This is a genomic window from Niastella vici, assembly GCF_002077945.1.
GTDB classification, from domain to species: Bacteria; Bacteroidota; Bacteroidia; order Chitinophagales; family Chitinophagaceae; genus Niastella; species Niastella vici.
Genome location: NZ_LVYD01000113.1, coordinates 38,573 through 55,501, shown reverse-complemented (window position 1 = coordinate 55,501; position 16,929 = coordinate 38,573). Strand labels below are relative to the sequence as shown.

Below are 16,929 nucleotides of genomic sequence, written 5' to 3'. Positions count from 1 at the left end.
ACTAACAGTCTGCAGTAGGATAAGGAGAACAATAGCCGTAATTGATCTGATCTTTTTCATTCTATAGCCTAACGATTTTGCGCCGTATAACTATATAGAAGGCTGAAGAAGTATTTAGGACTATTGCAGGGGAATTTTTTTTCCCCTGATAGCTGAAATTATTTCATAGGTGCATAATATGTCTGAAAAAAACCATATATGTCGCCGGTAATTCAGGATGGTGAAACACTGACATTGGGTACCGTCCTCACTGAATTAGTGAGGGGCAGTAGGAGGAGGAAGGGGCTTTTTATTGGCTGCTTCAAGGCTATAGGAAAGAAACCGCTTCATTATTTCATAGCCTTGTTCTTTATTCAGCGTGCCGGCATACTCTTTTACAATGGCATTGATGACAAGGGAGGGATTATCTCTAAAAATAACATGCCCGCATCCATAAGCAGTAATGCCCTGCCGGTTAGGCTGGGCAGCTGCAAATTGCCTGTGACAGCTTCTCCATCTAGCAGCCATTACCGAATCAGGGAAATTATTTTCCGAAACCAGATCAATGACCGGGATGGTTGCCGGAAAAGGCTTTTTTTTCAGGAGCTCAACTATATTTTGGAGATTTAAAGACTGGTAGTACATAGCCAGGTCCTTATTTTTTGTAATTGCCGAATCCCTTATTCTTTCTTTCATTTGGTCTTCGACCCAGGCATCTGTAAACCAGCAAACATGATTGGCATCGATCAATACAGCCGCTTTTACCGTAGCAGGGTGTCTTGCAGCATAAAGCGTTGCATAAAAACCACCGAAGGAAGCGGCAATCAGCATGATGTTTCCGTTATAGCCCAATTTTTTAAGGCCTGTTTCCAGTCCTTCCATACCATGTATAATTCCATGTTTATTTAGGTCCTGATTCGAGGTATCCAGTTCGCTTTTCCCAAAACCAGATCGGCCATAGGTTATCAGTGTTGCGTGCGTAATATCAGCTATTGGCTTCAAAATAATCTCAAACATGCTTCCATCGTCCCCACTTCCGGCTTCAAACAGGATCGGCATTCCTTGTCCCTTCAGGATGTGAAAATGGAGCCGGTAACCACCAACATCTACCGATGTATCAATAGACTGGCATTTGCCTGTACTGGCCATTAATCCCCAAAAAGCAAGTGTTGTAAAAAGATATTTTTGCATCTGACGTAGATGCGCAAACCCGGATATTCCATAAACCTCATATCCCGTAAGTGTGTACGGTGGTCCCTTTCGGGAAAGCCTTTACATCGACCAACTTCAGGTAGAAAGGAATTGTACAACTATTAAAGATCGGCAATCCGGCTCCCAATACCACCGGATGGATAGCCAGATGGAATTCGTCGACAAGCCCTGTGGCTATCAGGTTCCGCATGAAGCCGGCGCCGCCAATGGCTGTGATCGGTTTTCCTTCCCCGGCTTTGAGTTCCCTGATCGCCCCGGCAAGATCGCCGTTAAAGACCTGCGCATTTGCCCAGGAAGCTGCGGCGGGTGTTTGCTCATGCCCCGGATCAATGCCCTTAAATCCTTTTTGGGTAAAAACGGCTTTGGGTATCTCGTTCATTGGCACGGAAAATTCATCGGTTGCGGTGATCCAGTAAGGCGCCATACTCTCAAACGACTTTCTGCCCATGATAATCAGCCCTGCCTCCCTGATTTGCCCAACAGACCAGGCCTTCGATTGCTCATCCCCCGTCTTGAAGACCCAGTCCATTTCCCCATTGGCTCCGGCAACAAAACCGTCGAGCGACATTGACATTTTCATTTTTAACTTTCGCATAACTAATAGAGTTGTTTCCACAAATCTAAACCGCCCTCACCGCACTTGCAGGGGGGTAAAACGACAATCCGGGGGGCGTTTGTGCCTTTTTTCAATATGATCTGATGGCGTTTATTCTTTTACAAGCGTTGCTTTTATCACTATTGCCGTGCGGGGAGCAAGGTCTTTCACTTCATATTCCCCTTCGTGAACGCCAAGCGCTGTTCCTTCCCAAAAGTTTTTTAACGTTGCCCTGCCTTTCAATTTTATTTTGAGTGTCACTGTTTTTTTATCATCCCAGTTCAAGAAATAATAAAATTGTTCGTTGCCCATATCGGTAATACCAGTTTGAAATTCGTCGGTAGTAAACTGGGCGCCTTTGCCGGTGGGCTGTAATTCTTTTTTAATTACTTCAAATTGTGCAGGTGTAAGATTGGCATATTTGTCGCCCAGCAATACCAGTCCGCCAACTGCATGAACAATAGAAGCATGAAACATATACTCGTTTTGGGGCACATCTTTTCCTGAACCATTATTCGGAACCAATACCAGGCAATCGGGATCATTGTACCAGAGTTTTCCATTTTGCCATCCTCGGTAGAGGTTTTCCCGGCCAGTTGATGTAAAGGAGTTCCAGTCACGAAATACATCATTACTGGTGCGGAAGGAGGTAACGAGGCCCAGCGAAGGCCAAACAGGCGCATTACAACCAAGTACTACCGTATTCGTTCCGCATGCTTCCAGTATGGCTTTCATTCCCTGCCGGTATGCTTCGATGCGGGTAGCATTTTTATCGTAGTGAACCCCTTTATGAATAGCACCCCAATAATTGGCATCGAGTTTGAAATATTCCACACCCCATTTTTCCCGCATGGTTTTTACCACCTGTTTCAGGTAAGCTTGTGCCTGTGGATGTGTGCCATCCAGAACATACCAGGGGCCATTGCGCCAGCCGCCAAACCCAATAGTTGCTGAATTAAGTGGTTGGCCACTGCTGTCTTTTACAAACCAGTCGGGGTGCTCCCGAAACAGCCTTGATTTCTTTTCGGCAATAAAGGGAGCCAGCCATATAGCTGGTACGAAGCCGTTCTGCCTGATATTCTCTAATGTATTGGCTAATGAACCATATGCCGGGTTTTCATCGAGCCAATCGCCCATAAACGGTTGAAAGCCGTCATCAATCTGGATGTATTTTACCGCAGGAAGTTCGGTAGCAAATCCTTTCAGGTTTTCCTGTATATCTTTTTGCGTAACCCCGGGGCCATAACAATACCAGGAGCACCAACCTACCGGCACCTGTTTATTGAGCAATGGCCTATGCGTTTTGGCAATTTGCCTGGCAAGCGCATCGTACAGTGCATTCCTGTCGGTTCCGGCTGATAACATAAAATCTTCCAACTGCAAGCGCTGGCCGGGCTTTAATGTCAGGTTTTCGCCATCAACAGAAACCATTATTTTGCCAGCATTAAAACTTATGCGGCCAATAAACTTCCTGCAGGTAGAGAAACCAAACAACAAATGCGATCTTTCTGAAAGCGTGAGATTAAACATGCCATAAGCCGTGGGCATATTGTGCGGGCCTGACAGTTTATAATGTCCCTCATCGGTATAGCCGCCAAGAGATACGGGCTTGCCGAGTGTGCCACCCAGCTGGGTTAGTTTCTGGAACCCCTCGCCGTAAATCTTATAATTGCTGTTGAGCAATGTACCGTCTACTTCAAACAACACAATATTGTTGAGCGAAACAGGGTGATCTCCTTTATTCACAATCCACAACCTGCAAACATCCTTCTCCCATACCCGTGTTATTTGAACAGGAGAATTATATACCCTGTTTCCGCTAACATCTTCGATATAGGCATTGGATCTTTTAAGGGCAGCTATCAATTGAATAGCATCTTTTATCATTTTCCCGGGCGAAGCGGCTGCAATAACATAACTACAAAAACCGAACAGCAGAAAGAACAATCTTTTCATTTGTAAGCTAATTTATCGAATGGATACCTGCCAATAATAACACCGGCAGTTTTTTCCTGAAAACCAAAATTAAAATGCGGGAACCAGTTAACTCGCGGAGATTTAGACGCTTTCTTTGCAAATAGTAATGTAAAATTACCCTGGGGCCCGATCAGTTTTGGAATGTTAGAGGCGCTCCTGGCTAAGAATATTATTAATACTAATAATTTGCCAGGGATCAATCTTAAAGGATTTATAAGTAGATTGGGTGAAGTTAAACGTTACTTCAAATGAAAATGAATACAGGATTATATATGATGGCGCTTTGCCTGGCGGGGTCATTAACTGTTGCTACTGATATACAAGCGCAAACGGGACAATCCCGGAAATTACTGGCGCTCTCCAAAGCTGATCATACATTGGCTGTTGTAGACCCTGTATCGTTAAAAGTGCTTGCAAAGATGCCCGTAGGCGCCGATCCGCATGAAGTAATTGCTTCCACTGATGGAAAAATGGCTTATGTGTCTAATACCGGTGGCGGCCGTTTTCATGTGATGAATGTAATTGACCTGGTAGCACAAAAGACAATTGATAGTATAGATACCGCTCCATTAATGGGACCGCATGGGCTTGCATTTGCCGATGGCAAATTGTGGTTTACTGCAGAAGGTTCAAAAGCAGTAGGCCGGTATGACCCGGTATTAAAGAAGGTTGACTGGGCGATGGGCACAGGGCAGAACAGGACTCATATGGTGGAAGTAACAAAAGACGGCCAACATGTATATACCACCAATGTTGATGGCGGCACAGTAAGCCTTTTCAACAAGGTGAATATGGATTGGGCACAAACAGTTGTTTCAACTGCCAAAGGGGTAGAAGGGTTTGATATTACACCAGATGGAAAAGAAATTTGGGCCGTTGCAGCAGAAAACGGCTCCATTTACATTATAGATACGGCCTCCAAAGCCGTTATTAAAACACTTGATGCGAAAGCTGTAGGCGCCAACCGCCTGAGAATTACCTATGATGGAAAGCTCGCATTGATAACCAGCCTGCGTACCGGTGAACTGGTGATCTATGATGTAAAAACCCGAAAGGAATTAAAGCGGCTTAAAGCAGGTACCGGGGCTGCCGGTTTGTTGATTGACCTTGACAATACCCGTGCCTTTGTTGCTTGCTCGCCCGACAATTATGTAGCGGTTGTGAACCTGAAAACCCTTGAAGTAATTACACATATAGATGTAGGTGGAAAGCCCGACGGACTTGCCTGGGCGTTGGAGTGATGAAACGGCTTGTTGCCAAAGCAAACGGCAAGAAGGGAAATGATCCTGATAAGTATATCTTAAAAATAATAGTTTGCTGAAATCGTTCTATTGGAAGCACAGCACAAACAACAACAATGACAACACAGGTAGTAATAGTTTTGATTCTCACTTTTGTGATCAATCTGATCACGACACTTTCTTATTCAGTTAGAATTGTTGGTATTCGAACAGGGCGTATTGCGATCTCATTTGCGTTGTTTAATATCCTTGTTTTAGTTTCAAGGACTGCAAATGGATTTCAGGCGCCACTTTTAGCCAAAACTGTTGAAACCGACATCAAGCTGGGCATATTTGATAATTCAGCTACTTTCCGGCTCATCATACTCTCTTGTTCTGTTGCAACTGTCCTGGGCGCATTTTTTATTCCTACATTTCAACGGGTGTTGTCGAGAGCGGTTGTTAATTTCAGCACACACAAATCAATGGGCAGGCTTATACTTCATGGCTTTTCAAAAACGGGTATTCTTTATTTCAAAGATAACATGACTGTTCCGGTAAAAGAAAATATTTACAGTATCAGGTTCGACAATGAGTTTCCCTGGAAGATCTTCATCCTGAATGTTGTAGCCGTATCAATTTTGACGATCGGTGTTTTGTCTGCCGTATATGCCTCTTATTTAAATCCCGATTACAGAACAACAGCGAGCAACTTATCGGCATTTATCAATGGTTTTGCAACAATATTAATGTTTGCATTTATTGACCCTCATTTATCGGCCATGACAGATGATGTAACATTGGGTAAGTGCTCAGAAGCAACCTTCAGGAAATATATCGTATATATGACTATTGCCCGGTTCGCAGGAACTGTTTTAGCTCAATTATTATTTTTACCCAGTGCGCAATTATTAGCGTGGACAGCAACACACATTTAAGCTTCTAATAAAGCTTTTCAAGCCAATGCCCGACAACATCGCTGTCGGGCATTGGCTTGAAAATAAGATAGCTAAAATTACTTTGATTCGTCGGATTCCTCCGACTCCTCTGAGTCAAGCTTTGCAGTAGCTTTCAATTGCTCCGCTTTTTTCACCAGTTCCAGAAATTCTTTTTTGTAGGCATCACTGCTACTATCGATGCTGCCTGTTGCAAGCGATCTTACCAGTTTATAGTCGCTGCTCCCCTTGAGTGCCGAGTTCCTTAGCACCATTCCAAATGCTGCCACAGCCGAAGCAAAACGCATGTTATTACTGGCAGTCTGTAAGTTGTCTTTTACTGATATCTCCATTAAGTTGCTGTTATCTTCATCCGGCTTTTTATAACGGATCTTCACAAACATCAATTCATTGGAAAAGGATGTGGACTGCTTTTTGTTTTTTTGACTTTGGTAACGCAGGGGATCAACTGTTCCTAATTCTTCATCAGTCGCTGCATTAGCCGGGATGATCTCGTACAAAGCAGTAACAGTATGATTGCTGCCCATATCGCCCGCGTCTTTTTTATCATTGTTAAAATCTTCTTTTGCCAGCATCCTGTTTTCATACCCAATGAGCCTGTAACCTTTTACCCTGGCAGGGTTGAATTCAATCTGCAGCTTTACATCTTTCGCAATGGCGAATAGCGTTCCGCCGAATTCGCTGATCAACACCTTTTTCGCTTCATTTATATTGTCGATGTAAGCATGATTGCCATTGCCTTTATCTGCCAGCTTTTGCATTTTCGCATCCTGATAGTTGCCGGTGCCAAATCCAAGCACCGTAAGGTATACACCGGAAGCACGTTTTTGCTCAATAAGATTTTCCAGCTCATCATCGCTGCTGGCGCCCACATTAAAATCACCGTCGGTACAAAGCACCACCCGGTTATTGCCGTTCTTCATAAAATTTTGTTGTGCAGTTTTGTAGGCGAGTTCTATACCGGCGCCGCCTGCTGTAGAGCCTCCTGCCTCAAGCCCATTGATCGCCTCCCTGATCTTGTATTTGTCATTTGTGGAAGGCAAAACAAGCCCTGCATTACCTGCATATACCACAATTGCGATCCTGTCTTCCGGGCGCAATTGTTCTGCTAACAGGTTCAACGATGATTTAACCAGTGGCAACTTGTTTTCCTCCTCCATACTGCCGCTTACATCAATGAGGAAAACAAGATTGGAAGGAGGCAGTTTATCGAAATCTATTTTCTTACCCTGCATCCCGATCATTACTAATTGATGAGCTGCGTTCCACGGGCATTGTGCCGATTCGGTGGTTATAGAGAAAGGCTTGTCATTGGAAGGCTGCGGATAATTGTATGAAAAGTAGTTGATCATTTCTTCAATGCGAACCGCTCCCGGAGTGGGAAGTTTGCCTTCATTGATCACTCTGCGAACATTACTGTAGGAAGCAGCATCTACATCTATAGAAAAAGTAGACAACGGATGATCTGTAACTTTCTGAAATTCATTTTCTTTAATATTGTCGTACCCCTCTCTGTTAAAGTCGTCGTCCCTGGTAGAGCCGGTAAGCGGCCGTGGGTAATTGACATTGGTTCCTGAAATCATTCCGGAAAGTGTTGCCACAGAAGCTGTCATGTCCTTTTTTTTCTGTGCTCCATAGCCAACCACCACCACTTCGTCAAGACTTTTTACAGACGACCTGAGTATAACGTTGATCACCCCTTTTCCTTTTACCTTAATTTCCTGTACATCGAAGCCAACGTATGCAAAAATGAGGGTTGCTTTCTCGTTTGGCACCTGTATTGAATAGAGACCATTTACATCGCTTGCTGTACTTGTTTTTGTACCCTTTAGCGTGATGCTGGCCCCTTGTAGCGGCGCACCCTTTTCATCGGTAATTTTTCCTGTAATGGTTGACTGTGCATGAAGCAACACCGTGCTTGCACACAGCAATAGCAGTGATAATAAAGTTTTCATTGGCTGTTTTAGAAACAGATGCAGGAAAAAAGTTAATTACATAAAGTAAAAAATAAAAGTGTTGCCTTGTTGGCGAAATACGGATTCCTTCAAACTGAAAACCATTCATATCCAACGATCTGCAGGGGTGGTAGGGCCGGGTGAAAAAATGTGCAACCTCCTTTGAAAATGTCCGTTTTTTACTTTTTACCGTTGCCATTAAACAGTTTTTTTGTAAAAAAGTTTTTATGGTCCGCTTTTCATTGCTTTTATTGTTTGTTTATTCATTTCAGGTGGGGTATAGCCAAAATAAAAAAGTATATAAGCCTTCCATGCAAACCTGCAATTGCAATTTTAAAATCGACAGCAGTTATATGGCATCGGTGCCCGCACGCTTAAAAGCCGACTCCACCTTTCCATATAATAATGACAGCAGCTTCAGGACTATATGCGGTTATCTTATTGTGCCCGAAAACAGGCGGAAGGCGTCTTCAGGAATGATCAGGCTTCCGTTTATTGTTTTGAAGAGTAAAAATCCGGATAAAAAGCAGGATCCATTGCTGTTTACAACCGGTGGGCCGGGGGGCTCCTCACTTGGCTGGATCAATGGTATGCAAAAAAGCAGTGTTATTGAAAGCAGGGATTGTATTGCCTTTGAACAAAGAGGCACCCAGTTTGCCATTCCAAGTTTGCGAAGCTTTGAATTAGATACAGCCATTCGTGAAGCCTACCGGAAAAACCTGAATAAGGACAGCATGTGGCTCGAAGGTGTAAAGCGGTATAAAAAGAAACTGGAGAAAAAAGGTATTGACCTTTCGGGATACAACACCGATGAAACGGTTGCTGATATCATTGATCTTTTGAAAGTGTTGAAGATCGATTCCGTGAATTTATACGGTGTCTCTTACAGCGGTGGGCTCATGTTGGCGGTTCTTCAAAAAGAGCCATCAAAAGTGCGATCGTTGGTATTGGATTCACCACTGCCAACATTTGTTCCGATTGATGAAGAGGAACCAATGAATTTTGTTAAGGCTATAGCTGTTTTGTCGGGGCATTGCGAAAAAGACTCTTCCAATCAACAACGCTATGGCAGTTTGGCAACCAGATTCGAAAACTATTTCAATTCTATTGCTGATAAAAAATTCTATTTCCCATATGTTGAAAAAGGTACTGTTGACACGCTTCAGGTTGAATACACGAAAAACGAATTATTAGACCTCCTTGATAATACCTTGCAAGACGCTTCTGCTATTAAGAATGTCCCATTCATGATCACTGAAATGATCAGTGGTAACCATGCTCCGTATATTCAAAAGAAACTCGACGATATTTTCAACAAGAATATTGCACCGAACGGAATGCGAATTTCGGTGTACTGTGCCGACCAGGCAAATTACCACAGTGAAGAAAGGATTCAACAGTTGTGGCGGTTATATCCATTATTGAGCGGCTATCACATCAACGATGTGTATAAAGCATTTTGCGATTGCTGGAAGGTTCCACCCGTAAACGTTCAAACCAGGCAACCGTTCCATTCGAACAAGCCTGTGCTGATTGGAGATGGAGAAATGGACCCGGCATGCAGTCCGCTCTATATGAGCAGGATCAAACAATATATGCCTAATGCGCAATGTTTTTTATTTATCAATAGGTCGCATGGGGTGGGAGGGGCCACGTTTCGCCAAATGGCGCAAACATTTTTAGATGATCCTTATCACAGGATCCAAAGCCACAACGAAAAGGTTATTGCGTATTGAAGTGAAGATGCGCTATTTCCACCAGCCTGTGGGCCTATTGAACAAGTCCTGCATATCTATCCTCGGATGGCAAATAGCCTTTTTTCTGCAGAATGCTGCCAAGCCGGTCGTAGAACGCCGGTTCGTCGGGCGTAACTGTGGCAAGTCCATCCACGTAACGGTTATAGAGGCTGAAGAGAGCCGCTATGAGAACCGTATCGTGCAATTCGCGGTCGGTAGCTCCCTGTTCCCGGGCGGTCTGGATCATTTCCGGTGTTACGAGGCGTCCGCTTTTGCCAACAGTTTTGGCGATGGTCAGGAGCGCTTTCATTTTTTCGCTTACAGCTGCAGTCGTTATATCTGATTTCACTTGTTCTGCAAGGGAGGGATCGGGCAGGTAAGCATTAGCTGCGGCAGTATGGGCGGCGGTACAAAACGTGCAGTTATTACCATGGCTCACAACGGTAGCAATAAGCTCGCGTTCGCCCTCGGTGAGGGATGATTCACCACGAAGCAAAATATGGGTAAGTTGGCGGATGGGCAATGCAGTATCGAGCCGATAGTCGAGCAGGCCGGTTATTCCCGGCAGGTTTTCATTTAATTGAATGTATGGCATTGGAGCTGGTTATTATTGTTGTGTGATCCTGAACGGTTTTGTGAGATAGCCTTCACTGGCTCTTTGTTTACCGATGGCGTCGTAAACTGCCGGATCATCCGGAGTCCAGGTTCCCAAACCATCGACATAACGGTTGAAGAGACAGAAAGTAGCGGCGATCAGTACGGTGTCGTGGATCTCTTTATCTGTAGCGCCTTGCTTTCTGGCTGCATCGATGTCTGCTGGAGTAACGCTCTTACCGCTCTGTTGAACCCTGGCGGCAATATTTAACAATGTCTTGAGTTTGGAACTAATGTTGGCGGTCGCAGGATCTTTTATTACACCATTTACTACATCTCCATCACCACCCAATTGATATTTGGCGATGGCGCCATGCGTGGTGGCGCAGTATTTACATTCGTTAAGGCTTGAGGTATAAGCGGCAATAAGTTCGCGTTCGCCCGGTGTAAGGGTAGAGGTTGCAGGATCATGCAGTAGTGTTTGAACCAGGTCGTTCAGCGGTTTGGCAGTATCGGGACTGTACATAAACAGACTGCGAATGCCGGGGAATCCTTCGGGTAAATCAATATATGGCATGGTATCTTATTTAACTGAAAGGTAGAAAAAACCGTGAGGATCTTCGCTGGTTTTTGATGCTGAATTTATTTAGATTCGCCAATTAATACTGTTTTTAGCAGGAATACTTCGAACCCATAAATTGAATTAATGACAGCGATCTATAAAGGACTTTACAAAGATAGTTTGGGAACCCGGGAAATTCAGATTGAAAATGATTTCAATACATTGACAACAGAGATCGATGGCGTTGTATTTAGCGGTTCCGAATTTGATGATCTGTCCGTCGACGATAAGTCGAAGTATACAGCTGAACAATTGGCAGGATTTACCTTTCTCAGGACGCCCATTTATCAAACAGACCGTTTTGCAGAAACGCTTTGTAATTGTTTGTTTGAAATAGCGGTGCCCCAGGTTATTATTGACAGGTTGAATAATCTTCAATTTTATTCAGACCTGAAAATTGAAATTTCTTTGGGGAACGCTAGAAACGACAGGCCAGGGACAGGAATTGAATATGAGCACGTGACGCTTTCTCTGGAAATAGCCGACAAAATATATACGGGAACAAGTGGCTATTTTGAATCTTGCTTTGATGGAATTCGTGACCAGATCAGGGATGAATACCATTTGAAGAATTGCTATGGTTGTATGTATGGTGATTATAGTGTGTATGGGCAGGGTTCTTTTGGGACAATGCTTTGTTTCAGGAACCAAAAAGAGGAATATAGCAAAGTGACAAATAAAGATGAATATATGGAGCTTGATGCCCCCTACAGGCATGTTCAGGAAATATACTGCTGCGATCAGTATGAGATCAGGAAAAAGGGAGCTGGTTATCGTGGGTGAGAAAAGATATAGGTTTCGATCCTGTTATTGAATGATCATATAGAAATTCATCAACTTAAACATATAGTTTATTGCCAATGGAATATTTCCGGAGGCAGACACTGCATTCCTCATATATCTATAGCGGCTGCGATCAGCTGACAATATGCCTTTTCAGGGCCGCACAACCGAAGTTGGATGATCATATAGTCCATTCCGGTAGTAAATCAATTGTAGATTTTACGCTATTTTTGCTTTACCCACTTTTGTTTGGGGAACTTTTATCTTGCGTCAGCGATTGCCATTACACTGATTCATAATACGCCATTTGAATTTGTATGCTAACCATACTGACGAACAGCTTGTCGCCTTATTAAATAACAGCGATGCGAGCGCTTTTACGGAAATCCACAACCGTTATTGGTATAAATTGTTTATAGCCAGGGCCTCACCTTCCAGCTTTTCTAAAAAAATAATTTACCCCGCCTAGGGGGGAATCCTTCCATTGATTGCCTTTATAGTATAAGCATTCCTGTCATTTCCAACACCAAAATATAACAATTATGAAACTACATGATTTTTCCAACCGGAGGTGGCTATTGGCTGCCACCGTGTTGCTGCTCACCATGAGCATTGTTTCCTGTTCGAAGCCGGGTTTTAAAAACGCCTCGTCTACTTTGTCAGGAAGTGGAGCTATAACCAACGCTGAACTGGCGGCCGCGGCCATTCCCAGTCCGCCCAATCACAAGATAGCCTATTACGCATTTGATGCAACCCCTACCTGCAGCCCGGCAGTAAAGCTGCCGCTGACCAATTTTGCCAATGCCGCCAACGAGGTGGTGCTCTTTGAGGGAACGCCCTGGGAAATGGCCGATTCGGTGCATTATGGCAGTAGCAGTGCCTATATCAAGACTGTGAACCCCAACTACACTTCTTATGCCGCCATCATCAGGGATGCAAGAGTACTGCAATCGCGGGGCGTGAAGGTGCTGTGGAATGTGGATGATGCCAATTCATGGAACACGACAACGCCGTTCACCACCTACAACGGCTCAGGGTTGAACTATCACCAGTTTGCCGCCTTTGTAAAAGCCTGGGTTGTTGATTCGCTGCATTTTGACGGGATAGCCCTGGATGTAGAGCACATGGGAGGTACGGCCGCCAACACGAACTTCACCAACCTGGTCAAGGAATTCGGATTGTATTTCGGGCCCAGGTCCTCTAACCCCACCGGCACAATTTATACAGCAGCGATCTATGACGGTGCACAGGCCGGGTTTGCCATCGGTCAAAGCACTACCGTTGCGGCCTACCTGAATTATGTGGAGGACATGGGTTATTTTGAGAACAACACCACGCGCTTCAACCGCTGGGCCAATGTTATCGGGGCCTCGAAAACCATGATCGGGGTATCCAAACAATACAACAGCCTCAGTAATGCTACCACAGCAGCGGCATGGGAACCGTCTGGTGGCACCAAGGCCGGTATTATGGTATTTGCCGGGAATGTCGATTCTGCTTATACGAATAAAATATTCAGGGCGGTAAAATAAAACTGGTATTTATAAAAAAAGCGCCTTCAAATCTAAAACTTGAAGGCGCTGATGGCTGCATTTCACGACCAGCGCAAACCGCTGATGGAAAAGTATGGTTTAAAATAACCTTCAGCCCCAAAAATCCCACTTTGTGGTAATAAAAGTTATTTAGATTATATATTACTTTTATCACGCGTTAGGAAATTTGCTTCCGCTTTTTAATTATACCCTACTCAATCCGCACTAACCCGGCCCACCATCGTCCACGGAAAAAACAGAGATGATTCCCAGGTAACTGAGGAACTCAGTTAGTACCACATTATTGTAATGCTAAGGCTGTATCGGATTAATCTATGCACGGATTTTTCATGGGAAGAAACCGCCCATTGGATCTTCATTTATTCACTCTAAAACACTTTTATGGAACAAGTTCAGCCTGCGGTTGAAACTGCATTGGTTCATGAGCCGCTTGTCGACAGGGAGTTGGCCAGAAAAAAATTCCTGTTCAAACAGATCAGTAACCCTATTGCTACACAAAGTATTACGTTTTGGGAAGAATTAACCTGCCTGGGTTATAACCCCAAAGAAAAGCGATTGGAGGGTATGGTTAGTATCAAACAATCTTCCGGGTACAGCGGGGGATTGTGCACGCCCGCCTCAAAAGAGTATGTTCGATTCTTTGTTGATTTTAAAGATGGCTCAGGCTTTCAGGATATGGGTTACAGCAGCTTTAAAGCCTGTGATATTTCGGATGTTCCGCCCGGGCCCCAACATCCCATCATGTACATGAGCTATGTGTATATCAATGATGAAAAATACAGGAAATTACTCAGCTGCAACAACGCCGTTATTCCCACTGTAAGAGGCATATTGTCGTGGAATGTAATACCACCATCTAACCCCAGCTATACGCCGTTTTATGGTAATGTAAAAGATGTATCGGTTCAGCTTCAAAGAAGATCGATTATCTGGTGGAAAGACATTTTCGACATCCTGAAAATAAAACCCAATCCCGAAATTTTGGGGATTTTACCTCAAAAGGACGAGATCAAATTACCTATCCCGCCTCCGCCTCCTGTTGAGGACATTTATAAATTATACAAATCAAGCGGCGTTCCCGATCACCGTACATTTTACAGTACCGTTGCCCCGCTGGTGAACAATAAAGCCAGTTTCATCAAGGCATCTCCCTTCAATGTTAACCAGGTTTCAAAACTCAATGTAGATCTTGAAAATATTGTCGGCCTGTTTTTAGATCAGAATAATAATGCCGACGTAACATTCGAAGAGCTGAAGTGCATTGGGTTGAATACAGCCACTGATACGCTGGGCGCGGTGATCCATGTGAAGAAGTCGAGCGGGTTTAACGGAAACCTTTGTCAGAAAGGCTCCATGGAACATGTGGCTTTCTGGGCCGACTGGGACAACAACGGAACCTATGATGAATACCTGGGCACAGTGAGTGTTGAAGTGCATGATATTTCAAACATCCCCTTAGACGGATTATACTACAATGTGGCGCTGCCTGTTGATACAAGCAAACGCCTTAGAAAATGTGCCAACCCCAATATGATCAGGGTTCGTGCAGTGTTGTCGTGGGAATCATTGCCTTCCACCACCGATCCCAATCATCTTGATTTTTGGGGTAACCGTGTAGATGCTGTTGTGCAAATACGCCCTGGTACCACTTCCGGTGTAAAGGGAAAACTCAATTTTGTGGGTGGGGTCGACAGGGAAGATATTGACCCATTCAATTATTTGTACAATTACAATGCCTTTGCGCCTGATATTAATAATAACCGGCCCTGGGGTGGTTTGGTGAATTTCCAGGGTATTATTGACCGGAACGGATTCAACGGCACTATCAAATACAGGATCCTGTACAAAAAGTTCGGCGCACCGGATACAGATTATGCAACCGTATCAACTAATGAATCGTTCCAAATGTTCAACTTTGGAACTTTCTCTGAATTCACAGATACCCAAAATGCTCCGGACGGATGGTTTGAGTATAAACAGAATACGGCCATCGGATTGTACAATGAAACCAATCACCTCGTATGGTGGAGCACTGGTGGCCTTACCGATGGCACTTATACAATAAAGTTTATTTATACCGACGAATTTGGTTTTGAACAAACGGGAGATGAATTTTCCATGATCATTAACAACAAGCCGATGACGGTGAGCCCAACAGCCAATACATCAGTAGATACAACGTTTGATATCGATGATGTGATCGATGGCGGTGATTGCCATAGTTACGACGAGGCCAATCCAACCATCAGTGGCCATATAAGGGCTACACATCCTTACTTCGCTTCCTGGAGTTTAGTGCTGGAGCCTTCATCGCATTCGCATGGAACCGGTCCCGTACCTGCGGGAAGGAGTTATAGCTCCTTAAGTGATATTGGCGATGCCAATAGTCCCTGGACATTAAATACTTCGCCACTCGATCCGTGTGGATATACAGTAAGTTTGTTGGCTACCACAAGGGTAATTCTCAACAGCAGTACGGTATTCCCGCAATATGGCCCGAAGGCAGTTGGCTTTGCCGTGCTTTCGTAATAGGTGAGCTTTGTGTTATTTGTTGTATAGCCCTTCCGGCTTGCCGGGAGGGCTTTTTACTTTTGATTTATGGAAAGCGGGTGAGCTCAATTCGAAAAAAGTAAATAAAAAACGTGAAAAACACCTTTTTTTTGAATGATTATCAAGTATAAGCCTGATAAAGCTTATTCCCGGTCAAAAAAACTCTAACTTAATAGCAATAAAAGTTATCGCACCCGGGTATACGGTAGTATATTCAGTTGATCTTCTTTAAAAATCGCCTCTGATTAGCAGTCCAATTCTATTTAACAGAAACCAAAACTCTGTTCAATGATTGCTAATGCCTTTACCAGGACCCTCACTATAGTCATACTCACTTTGATCTCTTATGCATTAAGGGCGCAGAATGATTCTTTGTCAAAAGGTCCAAGCTCGTGGAGCTTTCTTTAGAAAACTTAATGAATTTTGAAGTAGTTACCGCTTCCCGGTTTGTACAGAAAATAAGTGAAGCCCCCGCTACTATGATTGTGATAACAGCCCAACCTATTCATGGTTGTGAGGCGAGCCTTGATGTGCAACCCTCGGGCGCCTTCTCTGCATTTTTAAATTTCACCTATCAAAAGGGAAAACAGAACAACGGAAGTAAAAAAACGGAAATACCCAATTTTGCGGCAATAAAAGGCAACCTGGGCCTCACGTTTCATGTACCCAATCTGCTTTCATTCAATTTGATCTCAAACTGGATGGGGCCCCGCTCGGTTTCCACCACCAATCCGGTTGGGAAAGTAAAAGGATATTTTATAACGAACCTTGTTATTAATACAAATAAACTTTTTGATAACCGGGTAGCAGCAAGCCTGAATATCAGGAATTTGTTTAACCATACTTATTGGGATCCCGGGATCAGATCAGCAGATGGAAACTTATATTCAACTGTTCTTGAACAACCCGGTATCAATGGCGTATTTAAAGTTGCCATAAGTTTAAACTAAAAAGTATTGGAAGCCAGGGCTATAAACTTCCATAATACACCAGTTGCAACAGGAAAGAGGTTATTCTATCAGCTACCGAGTTGGGACTTTATTGGCTGTTGCTTAATCATACGCCTGACCTGGCTTAGGATTTAATTCTATCTACATGATTACTAGTCTATTATCTGACGACGGAAAATGACTGGGCAGATGAGGCCAGATCCTATTCTTAAGTAAGAATGCCTTCAGATTTAACCTATTCAATTCC

Annotated in this window: 13 protein-coding genes; 7 read left to right on the top strand and 6 right to left on the bottom strand. The window is 43.8% G+C overall.

What is annotated here, in order from left to right:
* Positions 1 to 255 precede the first annotated feature (255 nt).
* From A3860_RS36575 to A3860_RS36565, 3 genes are all read right to left on the bottom strand, one after another.
* A complete protein-coding gene (locus tag A3860_RS36575; RefSeq protein WP_143774444.1) occupies positions 256 to 1,170 on the bottom strand; it encodes an alpha/beta fold hydrolase in 915 nt (304 codons plus the stop codon).
* A 37-nt stretch (positions 1,171 to 1,207) separates the two neighbouring features.
* Positions 1,208 to 1,786, bottom strand: a complete 579-nt coding sequence (locus A3860_RS36570; RefSeq protein WP_081155554.1) for a dihydrofolate reductase family protein — start codon at positions 1,784 to 1,786, stop codon at positions 1,208 to 1,210.
* Positions 1,787 to 1,897: 111 nt separating this feature from the next.
* Positions 1,898 to 3,742: a glycoside hydrolase family 36 protein gene (locus A3860_RS36565; RefSeq protein ID WP_081155553.1), complete on the bottom strand. Its 1,845-nt coding sequence runs from the start codon at positions 3,740 to 3,742 to the stop codon at positions 1,898 to 1,900.
* A gap of 269 nt (positions 3,743 to 4,011) precedes the next feature.
* Between A3860_RS36565 and A3860_RS36555 the strand changes: the two genes are divergently transcribed.
* Both A3860_RS36555 and A3860_RS36550 read left to right on the top strand, forming a co-directional pair.
* A complete protein-coding gene (locus A3860_RS36555) occupies positions 4,012 to 5,004 on the top strand; it encodes a YncE family protein (RefSeq protein WP_081155551.1) in 993 nt (330 codons plus the stop codon).
* Positions 5,005 to 5,120: 116 nt separating this feature from the next.
* Positions 5,121 to 5,921: a lipid II flippase Amj family protein gene (locus A3860_RS36550; RefSeq protein ID WP_081155550.1), complete on the top strand. Its 801-nt coding sequence runs from the start codon at positions 5,121 to 5,123 to the stop codon at positions 5,919 to 5,921.
* A gap of 77 nt (positions 5,922 to 5,998) precedes the next feature.
* Here A3860_RS36550 and A3860_RS36545 read toward each other — a convergent pair whose 3' ends face one another.
* Positions 5,999 to 7,894 carry a vWA domain-containing protein gene (locus A3860_RS36545; protein ID WP_081155549.1) on the bottom strand — a complete coding sequence of 632 codons (1,896 nt, stop codon included), beginning with the start codon at positions 7,892 to 7,894 and terminating at the stop codon, positions 5,999 to 6,001.
* Positions 7,895 to 8,121: 227 nt separating this feature from the next.
* Between A3860_RS36545 and A3860_RS36540 the strand changes: the two genes are divergently transcribed.
* The gene (locus tag A3860_RS36540) at positions 8,122 to 9,630 is read left to right on the top strand and encodes an alpha/beta fold hydrolase (protein WP_216823595.1); all 1,509 of its coding nucleotides are present in this window, start codon (positions 8,122 to 8,124) and stop codon (positions 9,628 to 9,630) included.
* Positions 9,631 to 9,664: 34 nt separating this feature from the next.
* Here the strand turns inward: A3860_RS36540 and A3860_RS36535 are convergent, their stop codons facing one another.
* Together A3860_RS36535 and A3860_RS36530 are read right to left on the bottom strand one after the other, a co-directional pair.
* Entirely contained in the window at positions 9,665 to 10,225 is a 561-nt protein-coding gene (locus A3860_RS36535) for a carboxymuconolactone decarboxylase family protein (RefSeq protein WP_081155548.1), read from the bottom strand.
* A 12-nt stretch (positions 10,226 to 10,237) separates the two neighbouring features.
* Positions 10,238 to 10,801 carry a carboxymuconolactone decarboxylase family protein gene (locus tag A3860_RS36530; RefSeq protein WP_081155547.1) on the bottom strand — a complete coding sequence of 188 codons (564 nt, stop codon included), beginning with the start codon at positions 10,799 to 10,801 and terminating at the stop codon, positions 10,238 to 10,240.
* 129 nt (positions 10,802 to 10,930) lie between these two features.
* Between A3860_RS36530 and A3860_RS36525 the strand changes: the two genes are divergently transcribed.
* The 4 genes from A3860_RS36525 (at position 10,931) to A3860_RS36510 (ending at position 16,682) form a co-directional block, all read left to right on the top strand.
* Positions 10,931 to 11,629: a DUF6304 family protein gene (locus tag A3860_RS36525; RefSeq protein WP_081155546.1), complete on the top strand. Its 699-nt coding sequence runs from the start codon at positions 10,931 to 10,933 to the stop codon at positions 11,627 to 11,629.
* Between the two features lie 542 nt (positions 11,630 to 12,171).
* A complete protein-coding gene (locus A3860_RS36520; RefSeq protein ID WP_081155545.1) occupies positions 12,172 to 13,161 on the top strand; it encodes an EndoS/ChiA family endoglycosidase in 990 nt (329 codons plus the stop codon).
* Between the two features lie 402 nt (positions 13,162 to 13,563).
* On the top strand, positions 13,564 to 15,711 hold the full coding sequence (locus A3860_RS36515; RefSeq protein ID WP_081155544.1) for a hypothetical protein: 2,148 nt from the start codon (positions 13,564 to 13,566) through the stop codon (positions 15,709 to 15,711).
* A gap of 437 nt (positions 15,712 to 16,148) precedes the next feature.
* The gene (locus A3860_RS36510; RefSeq protein ID WP_081155543.1) at positions 16,149 to 16,682 is read left to right on the top strand and encodes an outer membrane beta-barrel protein; all 534 of its coding nucleotides are present in this window, start codon (positions 16,149 to 16,151) and stop codon (positions 16,680 to 16,682) included.
* Positions 16,683 to 16,929: the final 247 nt, after the last annotated feature.

What these genes read in the sequence shown, in the direction of transcription:
- A3860_RS36540 (WP_216823595.1), top strand. Translation starts at nt 8,122, where the DNA reads ATGGTCCGCTTTTCATTGCTTTTATTGTTTGTTTATTCATTTCAGGTG.
- A3860_RS36565 (WP_081155553.1), bottom strand. Translation starts at nt 3,742, where the DNA reads ATGAAAAGATTGTTCTTTCTGCTGTTCGGTTTTTGTAGTTATGTTATT.
- A3860_RS36510 (WP_081155543.1), top strand. Translation starts at nt 16,149, where the DNA reads ATGAATTTTGAAGTAGTTACCGCTTCCCGGTTTGTACAGAAAATAAGT.
- A3860_RS36555 (WP_081155551.1), top strand. Translation starts at nt 4,012, where the DNA reads ATGAAAATGAATACAGGATTATATATGATGGCGCTTTGCCTGGCGGGG.
- A3860_RS36575 (WP_143774444.1), bottom strand. Translation starts at nt 1,170, where the DNA reads ATGCAAAAATATCTTTTTACAACACTTGCTTTTTGGGGATTAATGGCC.
- A3860_RS36535 (WP_081155548.1), bottom strand. Translation starts at nt 10,225, where the DNA reads ATGCCATACATTCAATTAAATGAAAACCTGCCGGGAATAACCGGCCTG.
- A3860_RS36545 (WP_081155549.1), bottom strand. Translation starts at nt 7,894, where the DNA reads ATGAAAACTTTATTATCACTGCTATTGCTGTGTGCAAGCACGGTGTTG.
- A3860_RS36525 (WP_081155546.1), top strand. Translation starts at nt 10,931, where the DNA reads ATGACAGCGATCTATAAAGGACTTTACAAAGATAGTTTGGGAACCCGG.
- A3860_RS36550 (WP_081155550.1), top strand. Translation starts at nt 5,121, where the DNA reads ATGACAACACAGGTAGTAATAGTTTTGATTCTCACTTTTGTGATCAAT.
- A3860_RS36520 (WP_081155545.1), top strand. Translation starts at nt 12,172, where the DNA reads ATGAAACTACATGATTTTTCCAACCGGAGGTGGCTATTGGCTGCCACC.
- A3860_RS36530 (WP_081155547.1), bottom strand. Translation starts at nt 10,801, where the DNA reads ATGCCATATATTGATTTACCCGAAGGATTCCCCGGCATTCGCAGTCTG.
- A3860_RS36570 (WP_081155554.1), bottom strand. Translation starts at nt 1,786, where the DNA reads ATGCGAAAGTTAAAAATGAAAATGTCAATGTCGCTCGACGGTTTTGTT.
- A3860_RS36515 (WP_081155544.1), top strand. Translation starts at nt 13,564, where the DNA reads ATGGAACAAGTTCAGCCTGCGGTTGAAACTGCATTGGTTCATGAGCCG.